The organism is Sanguibacter inulinus (assembly GCF_013415325.1).
In the GTDB taxonomy this organism is placed as follows: domain Bacteria; phylum Actinomycetota; class Actinomycetes; order Actinomycetales; family Cellulomonadaceae; genus Sanguibacter; species Sanguibacter inulinus.
This window is the reverse complement of sequence record NZ_JACBYE010000023.1, coordinates 38,709-64,736: the sequence shown is the minus strand read 5'-3', so window position 1 is coordinate 64,736 and position 26,028 is coordinate 38,709. Positions and strand designations below refer to the sequence as shown.

Here is a 26,028-nt window from a genome sequence, read left to right as displayed (position 1 = left end):
CCAGTTAACAACCATACGAAGCAAGCCTCCCTGCAAAGAGAGAACTTGATTAATCAAGGCTACAAACCGAAAACTTGCGTTTTCAATTCATACCAAATAAACCTTGCCATCAGACCAGCCCCGACCGAAAAGCCGAGCACCAATCCAAGACAAGGGGTCTTGGCATTGACTATTAAGCACACTGTTGAGTTCTCAAGGAGCGGACGCGCACCACCATCGAGCCATTCTCAGGCTCATCCGCATGGGGCTGCCGTTCAAGTTGACCTGTCGTTCTCCGGTCAGCCGTCCCCGCGACTAGCGCAGGTTCTTCCGGCCTGGAACAGGTTACCTCATGTCTTCGGAGTCGATGTCCAGACTGTGTCTGGCCTCGGTACTTCTCGATGAGGTTCGGTCACGCCCCGGGAACAGCCACTTCGCGGCGGCTCTTGCGAGCTTCGCAGTGGTGTCTGTGCCTCCCTGTCGGGCTGACATCCAGAACACTACGTCACGGATCGGGGACTTGGCCAATCCGCTACCAGTGACCCCGATCACGCGCCACCGGAACGGGTGGTCAACTGGTCCCGGGGGTCGGCCGGGCACTCGGGCACTCGGGCACTCGGGCACGCCACCTGGCAGGGAACGGTCAGACGGCCCGAGGGGCTGCGGTGCTCGCGCGCACCACGAGCTCGGGCACGAGCACAGCGTCTCCGACGGCCATGCCGTCGAGCAGGCCGCGGAGCGTCTCGATGATCTGGTGCCCCAGCGCGACGAAGCCCGGGCGGACCGTCGTGAGCGGCGGGATGAAGTCCCCCGAGCCGGTGATGTCGTCGAAGCCGACGACCGAGACGTCGTACGGCACGCGCATCCCTGCCTCGTGGAAGGCCCTGAGCAACCCCAGCGCCAGGTGGTCGTTCGCCGCGAAGACGGCGCTCGGTGCTCCTTCGGCAGCCATGCGCTGGCCGAGCTCGTAGCCGCACCCCGAGGTCCAGTCCCCCTCGACCACCTCTGGCACCCCGAGACCACTGGCCTGCGACTGCTCGCGCCACCCCAGCACCCGCGCCTCGGCATCCAACCAGCCCGCGGGCCCCGACACGTGCACGACCTCCCGGTGACCGAGACCCGCCAGGTGGTCGACCACGGATCGCGCGCCGAGGACCTGGTCGACCGACACCGTGGTCACCGACTCGGGCGGGTCCGCGAGCGCGGCCACGACCACGACCGGCAGCTGCTCGTGCGCGGCGCGCACGGCGTCGACAACCTCGGCGTGCGGCGCGATCACGACGATGCCGTCGACCCCCTGCTGCATGAGGTGGTCGAGCGCGTCACGCATCGACTCGGCGTCGACGGTGCGCAAGGTCGCCACGGTGATGAAGTAACCGGTCTCCCGCGCCGCCTCCTCGATCGCCACGAGGGTCTGGGACGGGCCGAAGGAGAACGAGCCTGTCGTGACCACCCCGACGGTGCCGGACCGCTGGGTCACCAGCGTCCGCGCGGCAGAGTTGCGGCGGTAGCCGAGGTCCGCGATCGCGGCGAGCACCTTCTCCCGGGTCTCGTCGCGCACGTTGGGGTGGTTGTTGAGCACCCTGGAGACCGTCTGGTGCGAGACGCCGGCAGCGCGCGCGACGTCGTTCATGCCCGGTCGCCTGGTGCTCACCCGCATCAGAGGCCGAAGGCCGTCGCGAAGTTGACGAGCTCGGACGACGGGCCGACCGCGCGGATCGCGACAGTCCCGTTGGTCCACACAGCTGTCCCGGTCGTGCCGTCGGACGGGTAGTAGGACAGCGAGCCGGTGACCTCTCCACCGACGGTCACCTCCTCGGTCGTCGCGGGCTCACCGAGCTCGGCCGCGAGCGCCTGCGCTCCTGCGGTCGCCTGCTCGGCGTCCTCCCACTGTCCGACGGTGACGGTGAAGGCCGGGGGTGCGGGGACGTCGGCGGCGGCGCTCTGGTCTGCCTCCGCTGCGGCCGCCCCCTCGGACGTGGCACCGTCCGGGGCTGCGGCGTCCGACGCTGCATCTGCACTCTCGACCGGCGTGCCGTCTTCAGCGAGGACCTGGCCCGAGTACGTGACGGTCCAGGCCTCGAGAGCTCCGTCGAGGGTGTCGGTCGGCTCGACGGTCCCGAGGACGAACTGACGGACCGTCCCGGGGAGCGCCTGGACGAGCGCTGTCGCACCGGTCCTGTCGAGAGGCTCAGCCGTCGGGGTCGGGACGTCGATCGTCGTCGTGACCGTCTGGGCAGCAGGCTCTGCGTCGTCACCGGAGAGGAGAGCGAAGACGACGACCGCTGCGACCACGACCGCGACCGCGCCGCCGATCACAGCCCACAGGACCCAGGCGCGCCGCCGGGTCCCGTCGTCCGGGCGAGTCACGTCGGGCTCCGCGTCCAGACCGTCGAGAGGGTGCGCACCAGATGGCTCGTCGACAGCACCAGCGGCGCCCCCTGCACCTGCGGCACGTCGGGCCGAGCGGGTGAGCTGCACCTGGCTGGGAGTCCCGGGCTGCGGGTCCTCGGCAGTGTCGCCCTCGGTCGCGTGGCCCGACGTGCGGTGGGCTGACAGCGCCTCGCCGTCCTGGTCTGTCGCGACCGCACCTGCATCGTCCGCACGACCGCGTGCGCCGCGGCGGGGCGGGGGTGTCCAGGGGATGTCGGGCATGCCTGACGCGGGTGCCGGCTCGGCTGCCGCTGCGTCGGTCGTCGTGCGCGTGGCGTGCTCGCCTCGAGGGGGCTGGCCGGGGACTGCTGGCCCGGTCTGCTCGTTCTCGGACATGGTGCTCCCTCGTGGCAGGCGCGGGTCGGACCCGGCGGTGCGCCGGAACCTGTCGGCCGGCGAGACGTGCAGATGACGAGGTCAGCCTACGGTCAGGGTCTGTCAGCGTGGTGGAGCCACGACGACGCCGGTCACCCCGGGGGGTGTCAGGGGGTGCCGTTACCGTTCTCGACATGGCCACCACCACCAGGACCACGTCCTCCGCCGCCCGGGCGGCCCGTCCGGGCTACCGCTGCTCCGAGTGCGGATGGACCACGTCCAAGTGGGTCGGCCGCTGCGGGGAGTGCCAGGAGTGGGGCACGGTGGCCGAGACCGCCGCAGCCGCGTCCGGGCCCAAGACCGTGGCGTCCGCACCGACCCGTTCTGTCGCGCAGCCGATCGGCGAGATCGACGTCGACACCGCACAGGCGTCCCCGACAGGCATCAGCGAGTTCGACCGTGTCCTCGGCGGCGGGATCGTCCCCGGCGCCGTGGTGCTCCTCGCCGGTGAGCCAGGCGTCGGAAAGTCGACCCTGCTGCTCGACGTCGCGAGCACGACCGCCCGCGCTGGTCGCAAGGTCCTCTACATCACGGGCGAGGAGTCCGCGGGGCAGGTGCGGCTGCGCGCCGAGCGGATCGACGCCCTCGCCCCGAGCCTGCTGCTCGCGGCAGAGACCGACCTCGGGCAGGTCCTCGGTCAGATCGAGGCGACCGACCCCGACCTGCTGATCGTCGACTCGGTCCAGACGATCGCGTCGGCCCAGGTGGACGGCTCCCCCGGCGGTGTCAGCCAGGTCCGGGAGGTCGCCGGCGCGCTGATCGCCGCGGCCAAGGGACGCAACATGCCTGTCGTGCTCGTCGGGCACGTCACCAAGGACGGCTCGGTCGCCGGGCCACGCACCCTCGAGCACCTGGTCGACGTGGTGCTGCAGTTCGAGGGTGACCGCCACTCTCGCCTGCGCATGGTGCGGGCCGTCAAGAACAGGTACGGACCGACCGACGAGGTCGGTTGCTTCGAGCTCACCGAGGACGGCATCACCGGTCTCGCCGACCCGAGCGGCCTGTTCTTGTCGCACATCAACCTGGCCGTCCCGGGGACCTGCGTGACCGTCACACTCGAGGGCCGCCGACCCTTGGCCCTCGAGATCCAGTCGCTGGTGGTCGCGAGCCCGCTCGCCAACCCGCGGCGGACCACGAGCGGGATCGACTCGAGCAGGCTCGCGATGATCCTCGCCGTGATCCACCGCCACCTCGGCGCCCGGCTGACCGACGCCGACGTGTACGTCTCGACCATCGGCGGCGCACGGGTCACCGAGCCCGCCGCCGACCTCGCGATCGCCCTGGCGACGCTCAGCGCGCTCGAGAACAAGCCTGTGCCCGTCGGGACCATCGCGATCGGGGAGGTCGGTCTGGCCGGCGAGCTGCGCGCGGTCGCCGGGATCTCGCGCCGGCTCAGCGAGGCCGCCAGGCTCGGTTTCACCCGCGCCGTCGTGCCTCCGGGGACGTCCGGGCCTGCGCCCGCAGGCATGACGCTGCTGCCCGCCGCCAACCTCGCCGAGGCCGTCCAACGCACCCAGCAGAGCCTCCTGCCGCAGACGCGTCCTGACGCGTAGGATCGCCCCGTGGCCAACTCCCCCGCGCACGTCGATGAGCTTCTCCGCGAGACCCTGGCCGCCGTGGCGCCAGGGACCGAGCTACGGGACGGGCTAGAACGCATCCTCCGCGGCCGGACCGGCGCGCTCGTCGTGCTCGGCTTCGACGAGACCGTCGAGACGATGAGCTCGGGCGGCTTCGCCCTCGACGTCGAGTTCTCGGCCACCCGCCTGCGCGAGCTCGCCAAGATGGACGGTGCGATCGTCATGGACCGCGAGGCCAGCCGGATCTTGCGGGCCGCTGTGCAGCTCCTGCCCGACCCGTCGATCGAGACCACAGAGTCGGGCACCCGCCACCGCACCGCCGAGCGGGTCGCGAAGCAGACCGGCTTCCCCGTGATCTCCGTCAGCCAGTCCATGCGCATCGTCGCCCTGTACGTCGGCGGCTCCCGCTACGTGCTCGAGGACCCTGACACGATCCTGTCCCGCGCGAACCAGGCGCTCGCGACCCTCGAGCGTTACAAGGCTCGCCTGGACGAGGTCAGCGGCACCCTCTCAGCGCTCGAGATCGAAGACCTCGTCACCGTCCGTGACGTCTGCGCCGTCGTGCAGCGTCTCGAGATGGTCGGGCGCATCTCCGAGGAGATCGCCGGCTACGTGGTCGAGCTCGGCACCGAGGGACGTCTGCTCGCGCTGCAGCTCGACGAGCTCATCGGCGGGCTCGGGTCGGACCGGGAGTTCGTCATCCGTGACTACGTCGAGGTCGGGCGCAAGGACCACTCCGTCCAGGACGTGCTCGCGAGCCTCGCAGTCCTCGACTCGACCGAGCTCCTCGACCTCGGGCTCATCGGCCGCGTGCTCGGTCTGCCCGGCGGCGGCGAGGCGCTCGATGCCGCGGTCGCGCCGCACGGGTACCGCCTGCTCGCCAAGGTGCCCCGTCTGCCCAGCACGATCGTCGCCCGCCTCGTCAGCCACTTCGGTGGTCTGCAGAAGCTCCTCGCGGCGACCGTCGAAGACCTCATGGTCGTCGACGGCGTCGGCGAGCAGCGCGCACGCTCGGTCCGCGAGGGTCTGTCCAGGCTCGCAGAGTCCAGCATCCTCGAACGGTACGTCTGACCCTGGGTACAGCACCGGCTCGAGCCGGGGCCGACACGGCTCCTGAGCGTCGGGCCGAGAGGCCAGACCGTCGTCAGCCGACGGTGAAGACCAGCGGCTCCGTCGTGGTCGTCGAGGTGGTCACTGTCGCCTGGTATGTCCCTGCGCCGATCGGCGGGAGGTCGGCGGGGCACTCGGGGGCAGAACGGTTCGTCGCCCACTCGATGGCGCTCACGTCGGAGCTGCCGGCGTCGAGCAGCAGCAACCTCGGGTCGCCAGGCTCGCAGTCGGCGCTCGACCAGACCCTGTCGGCTCCGGAGGTCACGACCAGCTGGGCCGCCGTCCGGCCCGCGTCGATCGTGCACGGTGCCTCGCCGACGTTGGTGAGGGTCAGCGTGAAGACTGCGGTCTGGCCGAGGGCGTACGCCCCGGCGTCGGATGCGAGCTCGACGGTGAGACCCTCTGCGCTGCACTCCGCAGGGGTGGCGGGGTCGGACGTCGGTTCGGCGGCTGCCTCGGAGGTCGCCGGGGCTGGGTCCGGGGTGTCGTCGGCCCCGCCCCCGCCGAGCGCACCGGCGATGGCTCGGATCCCGAAGGCGATCCCGGCGACGACGACGGCGAGCACGAGGAGCACCACCGCCCACCGCACGACCAGGACTCTCGGGCTGGGGCGTCCGCTGCCCGTGGGACGGGGGGTGCGTGGCCCCTGCCCGCCAGGCCCTCGTCCACCAGGACCGGCTGCGGGACCGGCACCGGTCCGCGCGGAGTGCGGGACCCCGGGCCGCGAACCGCCGGGCCTGCCTGAGCGGGCGTCGTCAGGGCGCGGGCTGCCGTCCTGGGGGTGCTGCGGGCCTTCGTGCTCCATGCGTGTGAACCACCCTCGTCTGCCAGCCCGACCACGGATCTCGCCACGCGGCGTCGGCCCACCGTACGGGGACGCGACACTGCGGCGACGACTGCTGAGAACTACCATATGCGGCGCGACCTCGTCACGCGGGACGCGACCCGCGACCGGACGCCACCGGGGCCCAGCATCCCGTGGCCCGTGGCCGTGGGGCACCGGCCGGCGCAGGCCAGCACGGGTCGCCCCGGGCCGGCGCTGACCCTCGGTCGACCGCCAGCCGGACGACGACCGCTGCCGTCTCGTACCATCCACCACGCCCCCACCATCGCCCGTGCACCACCTGACCGAGACCGAGGACATGACCGCACCAGACAGCGTCGCCCCGGCTCTGGTCGCCGAGCTCCAGGAGACTCTCGGCGACTGGTTCGAGCGCACAGCGCGCCCGCTCCCGTGGCGTTCCGCCGACCGGACCCCGTGGGGTGTCCTGGTCAGCGAGGTCATGTCTCAGCAGACCCCCGTCGCGCGGGTGGCCCCCGTCTGGGTGGAGTGGATGGAGCGGTGGCCGACCCCCGCAGCCTTCGCGGCGGCCTCGACGGCCGACGTCCTGCGTGCCTGGGGACGGCTCGGCTACCCACGACGCGCGCTCCGCCTGCAGGAGTGCGCCAGGGCCGTGGTCGAGCGTCACGACGGCGAGGTGCCCGAGGACGAGGCTCTGCTGCTCGCCCTCCCCGGGGTTGGTGCCTACACGGCTGCGGCCGTCATGGCCTTCGCCTTCGGGCGACGGTCTGTGGTCGTCGACACCAACGTGCGCAGGGTCCTGGCCCGCACCCTCGGCGGTGATGCGCTGCCGATGCCCGCGCTGACGGCTGCCGAGTCTGCGCGGGCGGCGCGGGTCGCCCCGGTCTCCGACGACGACGCCGCGCTCTGGGCCGCCTCGTCGATGGAGCTCGGCGCTGTCATCTGCACGGCACGCGCCCCCTCGTGCGACAGCTGCCCGGTGAGCCACCTGTGCGCCTGGCGGGCGGCGGGTTATCCGCCCGACGAGCACGCCGGGCGCAGGCGCACCCAGGCGTGGAAGGGCACGGACCGGCAGGCGCGCGGCACCGTGATGGGTGCGCTGCGCGCCGCGCCCGGACCTGTCGCGCGGGCGGTCCTGGACGACCTGTGGCCTAACGCCGCTCAGCTGGGGCGGTGTCTCGCCTCGCTCGTCGAAGACGGTCTGGTCGAGCAGTGCGACGCTGACCTCTCAGGCGGACCGGACGGACGCACCCCCGGGGGCGATGCCGACGACGCGCAGGTGTACAGGCTGCCCGCCTGACACGACCCGTCGCGCTGGGAGAGCGGGCCACGGCTGGCGGACTCCGGGGTCCGTTCCTGGTCGGCCCGGTCGGCCCGGTCAGCCCTGGTCGGCCCGGTCAGCCCGGTCAGCCCTGGTCGGCCCGGTCAGCCCGGTCAGCCCTGGTCGGCCCGGTCAGCCCGGTCAGCCCTGGTCGGCCCGGTCAGCCCTGGTCGGCCCGGTCAGCCCGGTCAGCCCAGTCAGCCCTACAGCTCGATGAGCATCCGGCTGTTGCCCAGGGTGTTGGGCTTCACGCGGGCGAGGTCGAGGAACTCGGCGATCCCGTCGTCGTGGGAGCGCAGGAGCTCCGCGTAGACCGCGGGGTCGACCGGTGTGCCCTCGATCTCGTGGAAACCGTGGCGGACGAAGAAGTCGACCTCGAAGGTCAGGCAGAACACCCGACGCAGACCGAGCGTCCGTGCGCGGGCCAGCAGCTCGTCGACGAGAGCGTGGCCGAGCCCGCTGCCGTGCATCTCGGGTGCGACGGCGAGCGTGCGGATCTCGGCAAGGTCCTCCCACATGACGTGGAGCGCCCCGCAGCCGACCAGGCGCGGCTGGTCGACCGGTCCGGCCTCGGCGACGACGAACTCCTGGACCGACTCGTAGTACGCGACAGCCTCCTTCTCGACGAGGATCCGGCGCTGCGCGTAGGGCTCGACGAGCGCGCGGATGTGCCGCACGTCGGAGGGGCGCGCAGCTCGGACTGTCGCGGTCTGCGTCGGGGGTGCAGGAGTCACGCGGACAACCTACGCCCATACTCAATCGACTGCATACTTATCCACCTGACGGTCACCCGGCCACGTCCTGGTTGCGCTCCGCCTGCTCAGGGGGTTGCGAGGACCCCGCCCCCCCTCTCCCCGGTCAGTCGTCCTCGAGCAGCTTGGTCGCCGTCACCTCGTCGACGATCAGGTGCGTGACGACCCGGGCACGCAGCGCGGCCCGCAGCGGCACCACCTTGTTGTCCCCCGCGACGGCGCACACCCTGCGCGGCACTCGACGCAGCTCGCTCGGCGAGGGCCCTGTGGCCCGGGCGTTGAGCGCGACGTCCTTGTACGTCCCGTCCTCCCGCAAGAACACCGTGCAGACGTCGCCGACCACACCCTCGTGGTCGAGCACGGCGACGTCGCTCGCCTCCAGGTACCCGGCCGTGTAGACGTGGCTCGGCAGCCCGCCCGACAGCGCGCCGACCGAGAACAGCGCGATGTCCGCGCGGCGCTGCTGGGCGAGCACGCGGCGCACCGAGCGCTCGCGCCACATGGCTTCTTTCGTCTCGGCGTAGTCGAAGAACGCCGGCACTGGGAAATAGTGCACGTGGGCGTCGAAGGCCTTGCCGAACTCCGCGATGAGGTCTCCGGCGTACTCGACACCCGAGGTCCGGGTGTTCGCCGCACCGTTGAGCTGGACGACGGCGCTGCCTCGCGTGGTCTTGCGCGGCAGGTTCCGGGCGATCGCGCTGAGCGTCGTCCCCCAGGCCACGGCGAGGATCATGTTGGAGTCGAACCAGGTGCCGATCAGACGCGCCGTCGTCAGCGCCACCTGCTCGAGCCTCTCGACCTCGCTGTTGTGGTCGGGAACTGCGACGACGTAGGCCTCGATGCCGTAGACCTCACGGATCTTCTGCCCCAGGCTCGGCGCGTTGGAGTGCGTCGGGCGCAGCGTGATCTCGACGAGCCCGGTCTCGCGGGCGTGCTTGACCATCCTGGAGACCGTCGACCTCGAGGTGCCGAGGTGCTTGGCGATGGTCTCCATCGTGAGGTCCTGCAGGTAGTACATGGACGCGGCCCTCAAGACGTCCTTGTCTCGAACCGCCATAGCGCAAACTCCCTCGTGAGACGACCCTTGCACCCGCCCGTGCACATATGTGCATCCAGGTTGCGCGAACGTTCTGACAGTGTGACCTTAGTCCTAGCCGTAGTGCGAGTCGAAAGGTCATCCATGTCCACGTCCGGAACGTCGTCCAAGCTCACCCCGCAGAGCCGAGCACAGTCGCTCGACGCCCTCCGCGCGAGCGCCGAGGGAGAACCTCTCGACGTCCTCGTCATCGGTGGTGGCGTCACAGGCGCCGGCATCGCGCTCGACGCCGTGACGCGTGGGCTCACCACAGCCGTCGTCGAGTCTCAGGACTGGGCGGCAGGCACCTCGAGCCGTTCGAGCAAGCTCGTGCACGGTGGCCTGCGCTACCTGCAGATGCTCGACTTCAACCTCGTCCACGAGGCGCTGACCGAGCGCGACCTGCTCATCAAGAAGCTGGCCCCGCACCTCGTCAAGCCCGTCTCCTTCCTCTACCCGCTCGAGCACAGGGTGTGGGAGCGCGGGTACGTCGGCGCGGGCATCATGCTCTACGACACCCTCGCGAGCCTCATCCCGGGCAAGCGCGCGCTGCCGTTCCACAAGCACGTCTCCCGCAAGGGCATGGAGCGGCTGTTCCCCGACCTGCGTCACGACGCCGCCGTCGGGGCCGTCCGCTACTGGGACGGCTCGGTCGACGACGCACGCCTCGTCTCGACCCTGATCCGCACGGCTGCCTCCTACGGAGCGAGCGCCGCGTCCCGCACGCAGGTCGTCGAGCTCACCAAGGACCCGAGCGGCCGTGTCGACGGTGCCGTGCTCAAGGACCTCGAGACCGGTGACACCTTCCCGGTCAAGGCCCGCAACGTCATCAACGCGACGGGCGTGTGGACCGAGGAGACCGAGGCTCTCGCCGGCGGGACCGGCGGTCTGCGCGTGCTCGCGTCGAAGGGCGTCCACATCGTCGTCCCGCGCGAGCGCATCAAGGGCACCGTCGGTCTGATCTTGCAGACCGAGAAGAGCGTGCTCTTCGTCATCCCGTGGTCGCGCTACTGGGTCATCGGCACCACGGACACCCCGTGGAAGCAGGAGCTCCAGCACCCCGTCGCGACAGCCGCGGACATCGACTACGTGCTCGAGCACGCCAACACCGTGCTCGCCGACCCGCTCACCCGGGACGACATCATCGGCACGTGGGCCGGTCTGCGCCCGCTGCTCCAGCCGGGCACCAAGGAGGGCACCTCGTCCGCCAAGGTCTCCCGCGAGCACACGGTGGCCTCGCCCGTCCCCGGCCTGACGGTCATCGCGGGCGGAAAGCTCACGACGTACCGCGTCATGGCGGAGGACGCCGTCGACTTCGCTCTCGGCGAGGGCGCCAAGGCCCGTCCGTCCATCACGACCGAGGTGCCGCTGCTCGGCGCCGTCGGCCTCGACGTCCAGCAGAACTGGGGTCGCCGCTACGCCGCCACCTACGGGTGGACCCCGGCGCTCGTCGACCACCTGCTGCACCGCTACGGCTCGCTGCTCTCCGACATCGTCGAGCTCTGCGAGTCTGACCCGGAGATGGCCAAGCCTCTGCAGCACGCCCCGGCGTACCTGCGGGCCGAGATCGCGTACGCGGTCAGCCACGAGGGCGTCCTCCACCTCGAGGACATCATGCTGCACCGCACCCGTCTCAACTACGAGGTCGCCGACCGCGGTGTCGCCGCCCTCGAGGAGATCTCGCAGATCGCCGCTGCCGGGCTCGGCTGGGACGAGGAGACCCGCCTCGCCGAGGTTGCCTCGTACACGGCTCGAGCCGAGGCCGAGGCTGCTGCCGAGCACGACCTCGACGACGCTGCCGCCGAGCGCACCCGCCTCGCGGCCACGGACGTGACCCCGATGACCGCGCTCTCCTCCTGACAACCCTGTGGTGCGGCGGACCTGCTCGGTCCGCCGCACCTCTCAGCGCTACTCCCCGATCTGCCAGGGTCGGCGACGACCCTGGCCGCACCACACCTCCACAGCACGACCTCGGACGCAGAGCCGCTCCGAGGAGCCCGGGACGCAGCAGTCCCTGACACATGAGGACACGACATGAATTTCTCCGCTGGTGAAGTCTTCGCATCAGAAGTCGTCGGAACCGCACTCTTGATCCTGCTCGGTGCAGGTGTCGTCGCCAACGTCATCCTCCCCAAGACCAAGGGGTTCGCAGGCGGCACGCTGATGATCAACTTCGGCTGGGGCCTCGCGGTCTTCACAGGTGTCTACGCCTCGTGGAAGTCCGGAGCCCACCTCAACCCCGCCGTGACCATCGGCATCATGACCAACGGCCAGGACACGTTCTCCCCGGACGGACTGCCGGTCAACTTCGGCAACATGCTCCTCTACCTCGCCGCCCAGATGATCGGTGCCATCATCGGTGCCGTCCTCGCCTTCCTCGCGTACAAGAACCACTTCGACCTCGAGGCTCCTGCAGCCACCAAGCTCGGCGTGTTCTCGACGGGTCCGGAGATCCGGTCCTACACCTGGAACTTCATCACCGAGGTCATCGCGACCTTCGTCCTCGTCTTCACCATCCTCAACTTCGGCAACACCCCGAGCCAGCTCGGTCCGCTCGCCGTCGCCTTCCTGGTGGTCGGGATCGGTGCGAGCCTCGGTGGCCCGACCGGGTACGCCATCAACCCTGCTCGTGACCTCGGTCCGCGCATCGCCCACGCCTTCCTGCCCATCAAGGGCAAGGGTGGCAGCGACTGGTCCTACGCCTGGGTGCCCGTCGTCGGTCCGCTCGTCGGTGGAGCCCTCGCCGGTCTCGCCGCGACGGCGATGGCCTGAGCCGATCCACCTGCGGGTGGCCGCGCACGACCGCGGCCACCCGCACCCCTCCCCTCGCTCTTCCGAGACACCGCAGGACCCGTCCGTCTCGACCCGCACACCGAAGTGAAGGACTCACCTCATGACCGAGCAGTACGTACTCGCCATCGACCAGGGCACCACGAGCTCGCGTGCCATCGTCTTCAAGCACAACGGCACCATCCACTCCTCCGGGCAGCTCGAGCACGACCAGATCTTCCCGCGGGCCGGCTGGGTCGAGCACAACCCGGAGCAGATCTGGAACAACGTCCGCGAGGCCGTCGGCCTGGCGCTCACCCGCGGCAACCTCACGCACGAGGACATCGCGGCTGTCGGCATCACCAACCAGCGCGAGACCGCCGTGGTCTGGGACCGGACCACCGGAAAGCCCGTCTACAACGCAATCGTCTGGCAGGACACCCGCACGCAGAAGATCGTCGACGAGCTCGGCGGTGCTGAGGGCGCTGACAAGTACAAGGCGATCGTCGGCCTCCCCCTCGCGACCTACTTCTCGGGCCCGAAGGTCAAGTGGATCCTCGACAACGTCGAGGGTGCCCGCGAGGCTGCCGAGCGCGGCGACCTCATGTTCGGCAACACCGACACCTGGGTGCTGTGGAACATGACCGGCGGGACCGACGGCGGCGTGCACCTCACCGACGTCACCAACGCCTCGCGCACCATGCTCATGAACATCGACTCGCTCACCTGGAACGAGGACATCGCGAAGGACATGGGCATCCCGCTGTCGATGCTCCCCGAGATCCGCTCCTCCTCCGAGGTCTACGGGACCGGCCGTCAGCGCGGTCTGCTCCCCGGTGTGCCGATCGCCGGCATCCTCGGCGACCAGCAGGCGGCGACCTTCGGCCAGGCCTGCTTCGAGAAGGGCACCGCGAAGAACACCTACGGCACCGGCAACTTCATGCTGCTCAACACGGGCACCGAGCCCGTGCACAGCAAGAACGGCCTGCTGACCACGGTCTGCTACAAGATCGGTGACGCCCCGCAGGTCTACGCGCTCGAAGGCTCGATCGCCGTGACGGGCTCGCTCGTCCAGTGGATGCGCGACAACCTCGGCATGTTCGAAGAGGCCAAGGACGTCGAGTACTACGCGAGGAAGGTCGAGGACAACGGCGGCGCGTACTTCGTGCCCGCGTTCTCCGGCCTCTTCGCACCGTACTGGCGCCCGGACGCACGCGGTGCGCTCGTCGGTCTCACCCGGTTCGTCAACAAGAACCACATCGCCCGCGCAGCCCTCGAGGCCACGGCGTTCCAGACCCGCGAGGTCCTCGACGCCATGAACGCCGACTCCGGCGTGGACCTCACCGAGCTCAAGGTCGACGGCGGCATGGTCGCCAACGAGCTGCTCATGCAGTTCCAGGCCGACATCCTCGACGTCGACGTGGTCCGCCCGCAGGTCGCCGAGACCACCGCCCTCGGTGCCGCCTACGCGGCCGGCATCGCCGTGGGCTTCTGGAACGGCGAGCAGGACGTCATCGACAACTGGGCCGAGGACAAGCGCTGGTCGTCGACGATGGAGAGCTCCGAGCGCGACCGCCAGTACCGCCTCTGGAAGAAGGCTGTCTCGAAGACCCTCGACTGGGTCGACGAGGACGTCGTCTGACCCGACGCACGACCGGGCCCTCTCTGCGGTCTGAGGCACGACAGACGCCCGGCGTCTGGTGGGATCTCTCCCGCCGGGCGCCGGGCGTCGTCGTACGAGCAGAGGGAAGGGCCGAGCACGCCGACCTGCACGGCATAGGCTGTCCGGACCGACAGCACCTCAGCCTCCTGGAGCCCTCCCCCGTGACGAGCGTCAGCTACACGATCCCCGGCCTGCACGTGACCGACCACGAGGTCGAGGTACCGCTCGACTGGGCGTCGCCCGACGACGGCCGGACGCTCACGGTCTTCGCGCGCGAGCTCGTCGCACCGTCCCGACGGCACGACGACCTGCCGCTCGTGGTCTTCCTCCAGGGCGGGCCGGGCGGCAAGGGCCCGCGTCCGACCGCGGCCGACGGCTGGGTCGGGCAGATGCTCACGACCCACCGGGTCGTGCTGCTCGACCAGCGCGGCACAGGCCGGTCGAGCGCCGTGCGCGGCAGCCAGATGGCGGCCCTCGGCAACCCCGCGGAGCAGGCCGCATTCCTCGCGCACTTCCGTGCCGACTCGATCGTCGACGACGCCGAGCACCTGCGCAAGACCGTCTACGGCGGTCGACGCTGGGCGACGATCGGGCAGAGCTACGGGGGTTTCCTCACCCTCACCTACCTCTCTAAGGCACCGCACGCGCTGACCGCCTGCTACGTCACCGGCGGCCTGCCGAGCATCTGGCCGGACACCCACGAGGTCTACAGGCGGACGTACCCGCGGACGGCCGCGAAGAACGCCCAGTACTACGAGCGCTTCCCGAAGGACGTCGAGAGGGTCGCGCGGATCGCCGACAGGCTCGACGCCGGGGACGTCCGTCTGCCCGACGGCGACGTGCTGAGCACCCGGCGCTTCCAGACCGTCGGCATGGACTTCGGCATGAAGCCTGGCTTCGAACGGGTGCACTGGCTCGTCGACGAGGCCTTCGACCGTGGGTCAGACGATCTGAGCGACACCTTCCTCGAGGCCGTCATGGACCTCACGTCGTACAGGTCGCGCCCGCTCTACGCGGTCCTGCACGAGTCCATCTACGCCTCGGGCGCGACGACGACCGGCTGGGCGGCCCACACGGTGCGCGACGAGCACCCGGCCTTCGACCCGTCAGCCCGGCCGCTGCTCTTCAGCGGCGAGATGATCTACCCGTGGATGTTCGAGGAGATCTCCGGGCTGCGCCCCTTCCAGGCCGCCGCGGACGAGCTCGCGGCGCGCAGCTCCTGGACGACTCTCTACGACCCTGACGTCCTCGCGTCGAACGAGGTCCCGGTCGCCGCGGCTGTCTACCACGACGACATGTTCGTCGACGCGCAGCTCTCGCTCGCGACGGCCGCGCACGTCGGCTCTGTGCAGACGTGGGTGACGAACGAGTTCGAGCACGACGGTTTGCGCACCGGAGACGTGCTGAGCCGCCTGGTCCGGCTCGTCGCCGACCAGGGCGGGCCGCTGCGGGACTGAGCGAGAGCAGACGACGGCCCCGGCCAGTCCCGTGAGGGACCGGCCGGGGCCGTCGGCACCTACCGCAGCCGTGAGGCGGCGGGTCGGGCTACTTCGCGTGGGCGCCGGTGTGCGCCTCGTGCTTCGGCTCGTGGTGCGTCTCCGTGCGGGCCTCGAGGGACGCGCCCTCGATGTCGACGTTCGGCAGCGCCTTGTCGAGCCAGCGCGGCAGCCACCAGGCGGACTTGCCGAGGAGCGCCATGACGGCCGGGATCATCGTCATGCGCACGACGAGGGCGTCGACCGCGATGCCGAAGCCGAGCGCGAAGGCGATCGGTCCGATGGTCGTGTTGCCCGAGAACACGAAGCTCGCGAAGACCGCGATCATGATGAGCGCGGCGGCGAGCACCACCCGCGCACCGTGGGCGTAACCCGACCGCACGGCCTGCATGGCACCGGCACCGTGCGTGAAGTCTTCCCGCATGCGGGAGACCAGGAACACCTGGTAGTCCATCGCGAGGCCGAAGAGCACACCCACGAGCAGGACGGGCATGAAGCTCAGCAGCGGCGCCGGGGTCGCGACGCTGAACACGTCAGCCAGCCAGCCCCACTGGTACACGGCCGTGGTCGCACCGAAGGCTGCGGCGACGGTGAGCAGGAAGCCGAGGACCGCGGTGACCGGGACGAGCAGCGAGCGGAAGGCGACCAGCAGCAGGATGATCGCGAGGCCCACGACGATCGCGAGGAACAGCGGCAGAGCGTCCGCGAGCTTCTCGGTGACGTCGATGTTGGCCGCGGCCGCGCCGGTGACCCACACGTCGGCCCCGGTCGCGTCTTCGACGGCGCCGCGCAGGTCCCGGATGTCGTGGACGACCTCCGCGGTCTCCTCGGCGTTCGGTCCTGTCGTCGGGATCACCGTGATGATCGCGGCGTCGGCCTGCGGGGTTCCCGGGGCGACCTCCATGCCCTCGACGGCCCCGTTGGGGATCGCCGGTGCGACGGCGGCGACGTTCGCGACGCCCTCGAGCGCAGCCGACATCTGGGCCATCGCGGCGGGCAGCGCGTCAGGGTCGGACTCTGCGTCGAGGAGCACGACGAGCGGTCCGTTGATGCCGGGGCCGAAGCCCTCGGCGAGCAGGTCGTAGGCCTGGCGGTCGTGCGAGCTGGCCTGCTCCTGGCCGGCGTCGGGCAGCCCCAGACGCATGGAGGTCGCGGGGAGCGCGACGGTCCCGAGGAGCAGCACGCCGACCAGCAGGGTCCATACCGGGTGCGTGGTGACGAAGGTGCCCCAGCGGTTCTCGGCCTTGGTCGAGCGCTGGGCACGAGCGGCAGCCCGGCCCTTCGGGATGAGCCTGTCGCCGGCGAAGCCCATGATCGCGGGCAGCAGCGTGGTGGCGATGAGCACGGCGATGGCGACCGTCGCGGCGGCTGCGAGACCCATGGTCGCGAGGAACGGGATCCCGGTGACGGAGAGGCCGGCGAGGGCGATGACGACGGTCAGACCTGCGAAGACGACCGCGGATCCGGCGGTGCCGACGGCACGACCCGCGGACTCGGCCGGAGGGATGCCCTCGGCGAGCTGCTGACGGTGCCTGGAGAGCAGGAACAGCGCATAGTCGATCCCGACCGCCAGGCCCAGCATGAGTGCGAGCGTCAGCGTCGCCGACGAGATCGTCACGACGGCCGAGAGCGACAGGACACCGGCGACGCCGATGCCCACGCCCAGCAGCGCGGTGAGGATGGGCATCCCGGCGGCGAGCAGCGAGCCGAAGGTGACGAGCAGGACGAGCAGCGCGACGACCACGCCGACGAGCTCGGTCGGTCCGAGGAGCTCGAGCGGCTCGGTGAACGGCCCACCCGCGACGGCGACCGTGAAGCCGTCGTCGCTGAGCGTGCTCTCGGCCGAGGCGATGGTGTCGAGGGTCGCGTCGCTCACGTCGTCCGCGGGGACCGTGAACTGGATGTCGACGTAGACGGCCCCGCCGTCGGGGGCGATCGTGCCCGTGGTCATGGGGTCGGAGACCGACTCGACCTGGCTCTCCTCGGAGATGGGCGCGAGAGCGCCGAGGACGGTCTCGAGGCTGCCGTCCTCGATGAGGTTGGTCCCCTCGGGCGCCTGGACGACGAACTTGGACGACGCGGGCTTCTCGGCCTCGGCCCCTGCGGCGGCCTGACCACCGGTCCCAGCACCGACACCCGAGGCGGCGTCGCCGAAGCGCTCTTCGAGGATGGTCTGCGCCGTCGCGGACTCGACGCCCGGGATGGTGAGCTCTTCGGTCATCTTCATGCCCGAGGCGACGGCTCCGGCGCCTGCGGCGGCGAGCACGAGGAGCCAGGCGATGAGCACTGTCCACCGTCTGGTGAACGAGAAGTGCCCGACCCTGTACAGGAAGGAGGCCATGGTGATCCCTTGGTCGTCCGGGAGGGGTCCCGGGGGTGGAGAACGGTCTGCGGGCGTGCCGCTGCGTCGCACCTCGTTGAACGACGTTGCCACCGTAAGCAACGATCGTCGTGTACGCAACACGTGTTGGCTTTCCGGTTTCGCAGATCGCTCCAGGCTGACAGAATGAGGGCATGGACCCCCGGATCGCCCGCACCCGAGCGCTGCTCCAGGACGCGCTGCTCTCGCTCGCCCGCGAGCGCGACCTGGACGAGATCGCCGTCGCGGACATCGCCGACAGGGCCACGATCAACCGCAGCACCTTCTACCAGCACTACGCCGACAAGGAGACGCTGCTCGCCGACGCCCTCGACACCCGGGCACGCCAGGCCGGCGCGGACCTGTCCGAGGCCGGCACGCTCGAGCTCACCGACGCCCCGCCTCTGCTGCTCACCCGGTACGTGGAGCACCTCGACGAGAATGCGGCGCTGTACAGGCGCGCCCTCGGCGAGGGCGGGTCGAGCATCGCGGCAGCCCGGCTGCGGGCCCGCATCAACACCGTGGTCATCCAGGGCGTGAGCGAGCACAGCGACCACCCCGAGACGGAGATGCCCCTCGAGATCGTCGCGGCGGGCATCACCGGGTCTCTCGTCGGCGTGCTCACGGCCTGGCTCGAGATGGAACCCCGCCCCTCGGTCGCCGAGGCGTCCGGGTGGGCGTGGCGGATGCTCGTCCCCGCCGTCGCGAAGGAGATCGCGCAGGGGGCTGCCGGGGGCGCCCCGGTGTGCACGGTGAGCGGACCGGCGGAGGCCTGAGACCCGGCACACGAGGCCCGAAGCCTCCTGCATCGTGAGCGAGGTCGCGACCTCGGGCATGAGGTCGCGACGTCGCACCCGAGGTCGCCTCGCCGGCCCCGAGGTCGCCTCGTCTGCGGCGAGGTCGCACGGACACGCCAAAGTTCGATGGCAGACCTGATGATCTGGCGTGTCTGTACGACCTCGCAGTCGTAGGCACGACCTGGGTGAGGGTCGTGCGACCTCGTCGCCGGCGGCGCGACTCGCCGGCGGCGCGAGGCACCGTTGAGCCGGCGGTCAGGCGTAGACCGTGCCCATGAGCTCTCGGACGTCGTCGAGGGTTCGGTCGGCGATCTGGTTGGCGCGGGAGTTGCCACGCTCGAGCAGCGACAACGGGTCGAGAGTGCTCTCCGCGAGTGCCGCCCGCCCGGACCGCACCGCCGTGACGAGGGCAGATACCCGATCGAGGGGTTGCAGCCCTCCTCGTGGTGTCACAGAATCTTCACATGATTCTCACGGTGGTCGGGGCGGTGCTCCTGGTGGCAGGGATGGTGGCCGTCGTCTCCGCCGGCCGGGCACGGGACGGGGTACCTGCGGCGGGGTGGTTCCCCGACCCGGCGTCGCACGCACCCCGGCAGCGGCGCTGGGACTCACGCGCGTGGACCGGTGACACCCGGGAGGGCGCACAGGCCGCCGAGCGCGGGCACAGGTTCCGTGGCAGGTTCTGGGGCTCGTCCTGGGTGGCGAGCCTGCTGGCCGCCTTCGTCGTCCTCGGTGTCGGCGCTGCTGTCTACACGTCGAGCGACCAGATCCACGTCATGGGCGTCGCGAGCCTCGTCGGCATGGCGCTGGTGTGCTGGGCCTTCTACAGGTTCGTGGACCGCCAGCTCGCGCTCGACGACGTCATCGGTCCCGTCGAGCTGCTGGCCGTGGTGGTCGCCACGAGCGGCGCCGTGCTCCTCGTCGCGGCCAACGTCAACTCGTGGATCATCGAAGGACCGGGGATCCAGACGGCGACAGCCTTGGTGGGCCTCGTGGAAGAGGGGACGAAGCTCATCGTCCCGCTGGCCCTCTTCATCCTCGGGCGGTACCGAGACCCCCGGGCCGGTATCGCGGTCGGGCTCGCCTCAGGCTTCGGCTTCGCGATCACCGAGACCACCCAGTACGCGTACCAGACCGCGGCGGCCTCAGGCCCGAACTTCTGCGGCACGGGGACCGTCGACACGTCACCTGCGGTCGTGGTGCAGGAGCAGGTCTTCCGGATCCTCACGGTCTCACCCATGCACTGGTTGTGGACCGGCATCGCCGTGGCGATCGCGTGGCGGCTCTGGCACCTGCACGGACGCCGCGGGACCCTCGGCGCGGTCGGCGGCATCGTGCTGGTCATGGTGGTGCACTCGCTCAACGACAGCTCGGTGACCGCCTTCTGCGACGACAAGTCCGCCCAGACGCTCGCTTCGCTCCTGCGCTGGGTCCTGCTCGTCGTGATGTACCTGACCTTCCGTGCCTGGGCCCGCAAGTCCACCCCACCCCAGCTGATCGGGCGGGTGTCCCGCGGCTGGACACCGAAGCACCTGCCCCGACACACCGCGGGCCGTACTCACGTCGACACCGGCTCCACGCAGAAGAGCGGCGACCGCACACCGGGCTCCACGGACTAGCCCGACCAGAGCGCTCGGAGCCGTCGTCCGCTCCCAGCCCCGGAGCAGACGACAGACACCTGCTCCGGGGCCGCCCGGCTCGTGGCGCGCCGCGACCTCAGCGCGCCGGCTGCACGACAGCCCGACCGGTCACCGCGTGTGGGTGGCAGCCCGCACACTGGTGTCATGCTCGTCGTCGTCTGCCCTCAGCCCGACGGGACCGTCGTGGTGCAGGACGTCGACAGGGCGCAGCCAGGGCTGCCTGTCGTCGCGACGGAGACCGTCGAGGTCGAGGAGCTCCCGGCGCTGGTGCGCGCTCGTGAGGCTGACGCCGCCCCGACGGGTGTCGCCCCGGACGCCGGTCTGCGGTGGGTCTGGGCCGACACCGCAGCGACGTACCCCGCACTCCTCGACGCCGACGTCCGCGTCGACAGGTGCTGGGACCTGCGCCTGTGCCGCACGATCCTGCGGGGCAGCGCGCTGACCGCCCGCACCCCGTACGCGAGCGCGCCGCGCTCAGCCTGGGACGAGGCGCGGACGGCGGCCGCCCCCGAAGGCCTCTTCGACCTCACCCCGCCCGTCGCGCTCGACCCGCTGCGAGAGCTGCGCGATCAGCAGCGCGCCCTCACGGCAGCAGTCGGCGAGGACGGCCGTCCGGAGTCGTCCCGGCTGTGGCTGCTGCTCGCCGCCGAGTCTGCCGGGGCGCTCGTCGCAGCAGAGATGACCTTCGCGGGGGTTCCGTGGGACGTCGTCGAGCACGACCGTCTGCTCTCCGAGCTCCTCGGGCCCCGTCCTGCTCTCGGCTTCCGCCCGGCGCTCCTCGAGGCCAAGGCCGCACAGGTCAGCGCTGCCCTCGGGGTGGGCGAGATCAACCCGGACTCCCCCGTCGAGCTGCTGCGGTCGATGCGCCTGGCCGGGCTGCCCGCGACCTCCACCCGCTCGTGGGAGCTCCAGCAGATCGACCACCCGGCGATCGCCCCGCTGCTGGAGTACAAGAAGATGTCGCGGCTGATGACCGCCAACGGCTGGCACTGGCTCGACACCTGGGTGGCCGACGGCAGGTTCCGGCCCGTCTACGTGCCGGGCGGTGTGGTCACCGGACGGTGGGCCTCGGACGGCGGCGGCGCCCTACAGCTGCCGCACCAGGTGCGCAGCGCGGTCCGCGCCGACCCGGGCTGGGTGCTCGTGGTCGCCGACGCCGCGCAGCTCGAGCCGCGGATCCTCGCGGCGATGTCGGGCGACGAGGCGATGGCCACGGCCGGGCAGGCCGCCGACATGTACGAGGGCATGGTCGCCACGGGCGCCGTCGCGACCCGTCAGCAGGCGAAGTTCGGGATGCTCGGGGCGATGTACGGCGGGACGCAGGGTGAGAGCGGTCGCATGCTCCCGCGCATCACGCGGGCCTTCCCGCAGGCGCTCGCCCTCGTCGAGGCCGCAGCACGGGCCGGCGAGCAGGGCGAGATCGTCTCGACGTGGCTCGGGCGCAGCTCGCCCCTGCCGAGCGCCGAGTGGCGCTCAGCCCACTCCGCGGCGGGTGCCGAGGGCGGGTCGGCCGCCGAGCAGGAGGCCGTCCGCGCCCAGGCCCGGTCGTGGGGACGTTTCACGAGGAACTTCGTGGTGCAGGGCACCGCCGCCGAGTGGGCGCTGTGCTGGATGGCTCTGCTGCGCCTGCGGCTGCGAGCCCTGAGCGAGACCGTCACCGGCGGTCCGCACCTGGCGTTCTTCCTCCACGACGAGATCATGGTCCACACCCCGGCCGAGCTCGCCGACCAGGTGGTCGAGATGGTCCAGGAGACCGCGCACGAGGCGGGGCGCATCCTCTTCGAGGGCTCCCCCGTGGAGTTCCGGCTGACGACAGCCGTGGTCACGGCATACTCGGACGCGAAGTAGCCGTCCGAGCACTGGAGACCCGATGTCGCGTCAGACCAGCAGTCGCACCGAGAGCAGCAGCGGCGCGAGAAGCGAGACTCGCGGGAGCACCGAGACTCGCGGGAGCACCGAGAGCACCGCGCAGTCCGCGAGCGCAGCCGGCGCCGTCCGCACGGGCCCCGCACGCCCGCGTCTGCTGCTCGGCGCTTACGCCCTCGCGCCCGGCGACCCCGCCGGTGAGGCGACCTTCCTCGCCGGTCTGGACGGGCTCGGGGTGCAGGCCCTCGAGATGCCGTTGCCTGCTCCCGGGACGGCCGCCGAGACGGCACGCTGGGTCCGGGCGCACCTGCCCGAGCACGTCGACCTCGTCGTGACGGCTGTCCCCCAGACGATGCAGCGACTCGCCTCCGACCCCGGCTACGGCCTGTCGTCCGCTGACCTCGTGCAGCGCCGGGCCGCCCTCGACGACCTGGCCGTCCTGCGGGACCTGGCACGCCGGCTCGCCGACGACGCAGGCCGTCCTCGACTGGCCGCAGTCGAGCTGCACAGCGCCCCCGGGCCTGGTCTGGGGACTCTCACGGCCTTCCGCGAGTCGCTCGACGAGGTGCTCGCGTGGGACCTCGGTGGGGCGCACCTGCTCGTCGAGCACTGCGACGCACTCGTCGAGGGGCAGCCGCCCGCCAAGGGCTTCTGGCCGCTGCGCGAGGAGATCGCGGTGCTGCAGGCGATCGTCGACGACGTCCCGGGCTCCGGGTCGAGGCTCGGAGTGAGCCTCAACTGGGGTCGTTCGGCGATCGAGGGACGCTCGGCCCGCACCCCGGTCGAGCACGTGCGGGCTGCGGCCGAGGCGGGGCTGCTCCGGGCGGTCGTCTTCTCGGGCGCCGCAGCCTCGGACACCCCGTGGGGCCCGGCCTGGGGCGACCAGCACATCGCCCCTCGTGGCTCCGACCCCGCCCTGGAAGCGTCAGCGGGATCGCTCCTCGGTGCTGCAGAGATCCTGGAGACTCTCCAGGCGGCTCGAGGTGCCACGCTCGAGGCTGTCGGGATCAAGGTCACGGCCCGTCCCGAGGATGCCGACGTCGAGGAGCGGCTGGCTGTCGCGCGGGCCAGCCTCCGGATGGTCTCCGAGGTCCTGCGCGGCGGGAGCGTGCACGGCGACTGAGAGACACCACACGCAACCGGGGCCGGCTCTCCCGGGAGCCCAGCGCTCCGCACCGTGCCACGCGGTGGCAGAATCGGCGGGTGAGTGAACTCCCGAGCATCGTCTTCCACGAGCCCCGCATCCCACAGAACACCGGGAACGCGATCCGGCTCGCCGCCGTCACCGGTGCCGCCCTGCACCTCGTCGAGCCGCTCGGCTTCGACCTGTCCGAGCCCAAGCTCAAGCGTGCCGGCCTCGACTACCACGACCTCGCGCACCTGACCGTGCAACCGGACCTCGAGACGCTGCTCGCGACCGACCCCGAGGCCCGCGTCTTCGCCTTCACCACCAAGGCGACGACCCGGTACTCCGACGTCGAGTACCGCCCGAGCGACCTGCTGGTCTTCGGCCCCGAACCCACGGGGCTCTCCGACGAGGTCCTCGCGCACCCGCGGATCACCGACCAGGTGAAGATCCCGATGCTCCCGAGCCGCCGATCCCTCAACCTCACGAGCAGCGCGTCGATCGTCATCTACGAGGCCTGGCGCCAGCTCGGGTTCCCCGGCGGCGAGTAGTGGCCCGGTCTGCCACGCCCGCGAGCGACCAGGCTCGCGGTCCTCTGCCCGTCACGGTCCTCGCCGGGTACCTCGGCGCGGGAAAGACCTCGCTGCTCAACCACCTGCTGACCCACCCCCGGGGGCTGCGCATCGCGGCTGTCGTCAACGACTTCGGCGACGTCGGGATCGACCCGATGCTCGTCTCGACGAGCGCGACAGCCGTGTACGCGACGAGCGGCGGGTGCTTCTGCTGCGTGCTCGACTCCGAGGACGACCTGCACCCGCTGCTCACCCGCCTGGCCCGTCGTGGCGCGGGGGTCGACGCCGTGCTGCTCGAGGCGAGCGGCCTGGCCGACCCGCAGGCCCTCGCCCGCAGGGTCGCCGACCACCCCGCGACGATCCTCGCCGGGATCGTGCAGGTGGTCGACGCCGTCGAGACCGAGGGCCTGCTCGCGACCCACCCCTCGCTCGCCCGGCACATCGCCGGCGCCGGTCTCGTCGTGGTGACCAAGGCCGACCTCGTCGAGGACGTCGCGCCAGTCCTCGCACTGTGCCGTCGGCTCAACCCGCACGCCCCTGTCGTCGCGACGGTCGACGGCGTGCTCGACCCGCGCCTCGTCCTCGACGCGGCACCGGAGCCCACCGGTCCGCAGGAGCAGCTGCTCGCGCACGCCGCGCTCGACGAGGACGGGCACGGGCACCGCGCCGGCGGAAGCACCTCACCGAGCGCACACCCGCACCTGCACCACAGCGCTCAGTCGCTCGACCTCGTCACCGACGCCCCTGTCGACCCCGGTGCGCTCATGGACCTCCTCGACGACCGACCGACTGGCCTGTTCCGCGTCAAGGGAGTGGTGCACCTGGCCATCGCCCCGGGCCAGACCGCGCCTGTCGTCGTGCACGCCGCGGGCCGCCAGGTCCGCATCGACGTGCTGCACGAGACCCTCGACGCCACGAGCCGGCTCGTGGCCATCGGCTCCGGCCTCGACCTGCCAGAGCTGCGCTGCCGGCTCGACGCCTGCCAGGCGACGCCGGAGACCGCACCGTCGGAGGCCGACCTCGCCCGAGTGCGCCGCGCGACGGTCCGACCGGGACGCCACCTCGACCCTCGACCTGCCCCGCAGACAGACCCGCAGGCGAGCCCTCCGGAGGCCCCGAGCACCGCGCCAGAGACCCAGATCTCACCCACCCTGTGACCGGGCACAGAGGAGATGGTGCGGAATGCCCTCTCCGGGGTGGCCCTGCGTGTCCCTAAGATGACGGACATGACCGTCACCCTGAGCGATGTCGCACGCGAGGCCGGCGTCTCGCTCGCCACGGCGTCGCGCGCCATCAACGGCAGCGCGAACCGTACAGTCCGCCCGGAGCTGCGCGAGCGCGTGCTGGCCGCCGCAGCCCGTCTGCGCTACTCCCCCGACGCCAACGCCCAGGCGATGGCCCGTGGTCGGACCACGGCGCTCGGACTGATCGTGCACGACATCGCCGACCCGTACTTCTCGACCATCGCGTCGGGGGTCACCGCCGCCGCCGAGCGCGCCGGCCTGGTCGTCACGCTCGCGAGCACGGACCGCGACCCGGACCGCGAGATGGCCTTCGTCGAGCTCATGCAGCGCCAGCGCGCCCGGGCGATCATCGTCGCGGGCGGGCGCTACGACGACGAGGCGGCGAACGCCGCGCTGGCCGAGGCCCTCGTCGAGTACAGGTCCCGCGGGGGCGGGGCCGCAGCCGTCGGCCAGCCGCTGCTCGGCGTCGACACCGTGGTCATCGAGAACCGGAGCGCGACAGCCGAGCTCGCCCGCCAGCTGCACGGACGCGGGTACAGGCGCTTCGCGGCGCTGGCCGGTCCGGCGCACCACCTCACCGCGCACGAACGCTTCGACGGCTTCCGCGGGAGCCTCGCCGAGCTCGGCGCACCCGTCGACCCCGACCTCGTGGTCCCCTGCGCCTTCACCCGTGACGGTGGCTACGAGGCGATGGAGCAGCTCATCGCCCGCGGCGTCGTCGGGCGTCGCGACGACCCGTCGACGAGCGTGGACGCGGTGTTCGCCGTCAACGACGTCATGGCCGTCGGTGCGATGGCCGCGGCCCGCGCCGCCGGGCTGGACGTGCCGGCCGACGTGGCGATCGCGGGCTTCGACGACATCATCACGCTCCGCGACATCACACCGTCGCTCACGACCATCCGGCTGCCTCTCGCCGACATCGGCGCGATGGTGACCGAGCTCGCGCTCGCCCCGGACAACGAGAGCCCACGTCTGGTGCCCGTCGACGGCGAGGTCATCCTCCGCGACTCGACGCCGCCGCGCAGCTGACGCCGGACGTCTCGCCGCTCGGGCGCGGCTTGGTCCGGACCAC

21 protein-coding genes are annotated in these 26,028 nt (G+C 71.3%); 14 read left to right on the top strand and 7 right to left on the bottom strand.

From position 1 onward, the window contains the following. Positions 1-622 precede the first annotated feature (622 nt). Together HZZ10_RS10730 and HZZ10_RS10725 are read right to left on the bottom strand one after the other, a co-directional pair. Positions 623-1,612, bottom strand: a complete 990-nt coding sequence (locus HZZ10_RS10730) for a LacI family DNA-binding transcriptional regulator (RefSeq protein WP_228087422.1) — start codon at positions 1,610-1,612, stop codon at positions 623-625. A 26-nt stretch (positions 1,613-1,638) separates the two neighbouring features. Then, positions 1,639-2,748, bottom strand: coding sequence for a hypothetical protein (locus HZZ10_RS10725; RefSeq protein ID WP_179913495.1), 1,110 nt, complete (start codon positions 2,746-2,748; stop codon positions 1,639-1,641). A gap of 173 nt (positions 2,749-2,921) precedes the next feature. On the opposite strand from HZZ10_RS10725, the gene radA reads away from it, so the two are divergent. Together radA and disA are read left to right on the top strand one after the other, a co-directional pair. Beyond that, positions 2,922-4,340 carry a DNA repair protein RadA gene (radA, locus tag HZZ10_RS10720; RefSeq protein ID WP_179913494.1) on the top strand — a complete coding sequence of 473 codons (1,419 nt, stop codon included), beginning with the start codon at positions 2,922-2,924 and terminating at the stop codon, positions 4,338-4,340. Between the two features lie 9 nt (positions 4,341-4,349). After that, positions 4,350-5,435 carry a DNA integrity scanning diadenylate cyclase DisA gene (disA, locus tag HZZ10_RS10715; RefSeq protein ID WP_056136271.1) on the top strand — a complete coding sequence of 362 codons (1,086 nt, stop codon included), beginning with the start codon at positions 4,350-4,352 and terminating at the stop codon, positions 5,433-5,435. Between the two features lie 73 nt (positions 5,436-5,508). Here disA and HZZ10_RS10710 read toward each other — a convergent pair whose 3' ends face one another. Beyond that, positions 5,509-6,063: a DUF4232 domain-containing protein gene (locus HZZ10_RS10710; protein WP_179913493.1), complete on the bottom strand. Its 555-nt coding sequence runs from the start codon at positions 6,061-6,063 to the stop codon at positions 5,509-5,511. A gap of 553 nt (positions 6,064-6,616) precedes the next feature. On the opposite strand from HZZ10_RS10710, the gene HZZ10_RS10705 reads away from it, so the two are divergent. After that, a complete protein-coding gene (locus HZZ10_RS10705; RefSeq protein ID WP_228087420.1) occupies positions 6,617-7,576 on the top strand; it encodes an iron-sulfur binding domain-containing protein in 960 nt (319 codons plus the stop codon). Between the two features lie 224 nt (positions 7,577-7,800). Here HZZ10_RS10705 and HZZ10_RS10700 read toward each other — a convergent pair whose 3' ends face one another. Further along, positions 7,801-8,331: an amino-acid N-acetyltransferase gene (locus HZZ10_RS10700; RefSeq protein ID WP_179913492.1), complete on the bottom strand. Its 531-nt coding sequence runs from the start codon at positions 8,329-8,331 to the stop codon at positions 7,801-7,803. Between the two features lie 124 nt (positions 8,332-8,455). Continuing rightward, complete coding sequence (locus HZZ10_RS10695; protein WP_056136265.1) at positions 8,456-9,406, bottom strand: sugar-binding transcriptional regulator; 951 nt, start codon at positions 9,404-9,406, stop codon at positions 8,456-8,458. Between the two features lie 123 nt (positions 9,407-9,529). On the opposite strand from HZZ10_RS10695, the gene HZZ10_RS10690 reads away from it, so the two are divergent. The 4 genes from HZZ10_RS10690 (at position 9,530) to HZZ10_RS10675 (ending at position 15,313) form a co-directional block, all read left to right on the top strand. Continuing rightward, complete coding sequence (locus tag HZZ10_RS10690; RefSeq protein ID WP_179913491.1) at positions 9,530-11,284, top strand: glycerol-3-phosphate dehydrogenase/oxidase; 1,755 nt, start codon at positions 9,530-9,532, stop codon at positions 11,282-11,284. Positions 11,285-11,458: 174 nt separating this feature from the next. Next, positions 11,459-12,196, top strand: coding sequence for an MIP/aquaporin family protein (locus tag HZZ10_RS10685; protein ID WP_179913490.1), 738 nt, complete (start codon positions 11,459-11,461; stop codon positions 12,194-12,196). Between the two features lie 121 nt (positions 12,197-12,317). Further along, positions 12,318-13,835, top strand: a complete 1,518-nt coding sequence (gene glpK, locus HZZ10_RS10680) for a glycerol kinase GlpK (protein WP_179913489.1) — start codon at positions 12,318-12,320, stop codon at positions 13,833-13,835. Between the two features lie 182 nt (positions 13,836-14,017). Further along, positions 14,018-15,313: an alpha/beta fold hydrolase gene (locus HZZ10_RS10675; protein WP_179913488.1), complete on the top strand. Its 1,296-nt coding sequence runs from the start codon at positions 14,018-14,020 to the stop codon at positions 15,311-15,313. Positions 15,314-15,401: 88 nt separating this feature from the next. Here the strand turns inward: HZZ10_RS10675 and HZZ10_RS10670 are convergent, their stop codons facing one another. After that, complete coding sequence (locus tag HZZ10_RS10670; protein WP_179913487.1) at positions 15,402-17,693, bottom strand: MMPL family transporter; 2,292 nt, start codon at positions 17,691-17,693, stop codon at positions 15,402-15,404. A 173-nt stretch (positions 17,694-17,866) separates the two neighbouring features. On the opposite strand from HZZ10_RS10670, the gene HZZ10_RS10665 reads away from it, so the two are divergent. After that, complete coding sequence (locus HZZ10_RS10665) at positions 17,867-18,487, top strand: TetR/AcrR family transcriptional regulator (protein ID WP_056136254.1); 621 nt, start codon at positions 17,867-17,869, stop codon at positions 18,485-18,487. A 276-nt stretch (positions 18,488-18,763) separates the two neighbouring features. Here HZZ10_RS10665 and HZZ10_RS10660 read toward each other — a convergent pair whose 3' ends face one another. Further along, positions 18,764-18,961 (bottom strand): hypothetical protein, encoded by a 198-nt coding sequence (locus HZZ10_RS10660; RefSeq protein WP_179913486.1) that lies wholly within the window; start codon positions 18,959-18,961, stop codon positions 18,764-18,766. An 11-nt stretch (positions 18,962-18,972) separates the two neighbouring features. Here HZZ10_RS10660 and HZZ10_RS10655 point away from each other — a divergent pair, with 11 nt between their 5' ends. From HZZ10_RS10655 to HZZ10_RS10630, 6 genes are all read left to right on the top strand, one after another. Further along, complete coding sequence (locus HZZ10_RS10655) at positions 18,973-20,127, top strand: PrsW family glutamic-type intramembrane protease (protein WP_179913485.1); 1,155 nt, start codon at positions 18,973-18,975, stop codon at positions 20,125-20,127. Between the two features lie 165 nt (positions 20,128-20,292). Further along, the gene (locus HZZ10_RS10650) at positions 20,293-21,996 is read left to right on the top strand and encodes a bifunctional 3'-5' exonuclease/DNA polymerase (RefSeq protein ID WP_179913484.1); all 1,704 of its coding nucleotides are present in this window, start codon (positions 20,293-20,295) and stop codon (positions 21,994-21,996) included. 22 nt (positions 21,997-22,018) lie between these two features. Continuing rightward, positions 22,019-23,137 carry a DUF4862 family protein gene (locus HZZ10_RS10645; RefSeq protein WP_218928659.1) on the top strand — a complete coding sequence of 373 codons (1,119 nt, stop codon included), beginning with the start codon at positions 22,019-22,021 and terminating at the stop codon, positions 23,135-23,137. A gap of 80 nt (positions 23,138-23,217) precedes the next feature. Then, positions 23,218-23,691, top strand: coding sequence for a tRNA (cytidine(34)-2'-O)-methyltransferase (locus HZZ10_RS10640; protein ID WP_056136248.1), 474 nt, complete (start codon positions 23,218-23,220; stop codon positions 23,689-23,691). Continuing rightward, positions 23,691-24,869, top strand: a complete 1,179-nt coding sequence (locus tag HZZ10_RS10635; RefSeq protein WP_179913483.1) for a CobW family GTP-binding protein — start codon at positions 23,691-23,693, stop codon at positions 24,867-24,869. Before HZZ10_RS10640 ends, HZZ10_RS10635 begins: the two co-directional genes overlap by 1 nt. 69 nt (positions 24,870-24,938) lie before the next feature. Then, positions 24,939-25,985: a LacI family DNA-binding transcriptional regulator gene (locus HZZ10_RS10630; RefSeq protein WP_228087418.1), complete on the top strand. Its 1,047-nt coding sequence runs from the start codon at positions 24,939-24,941 to the stop codon at positions 25,983-25,985. Positions 25,986-26,028 lie beyond the last annotated feature (43 nt).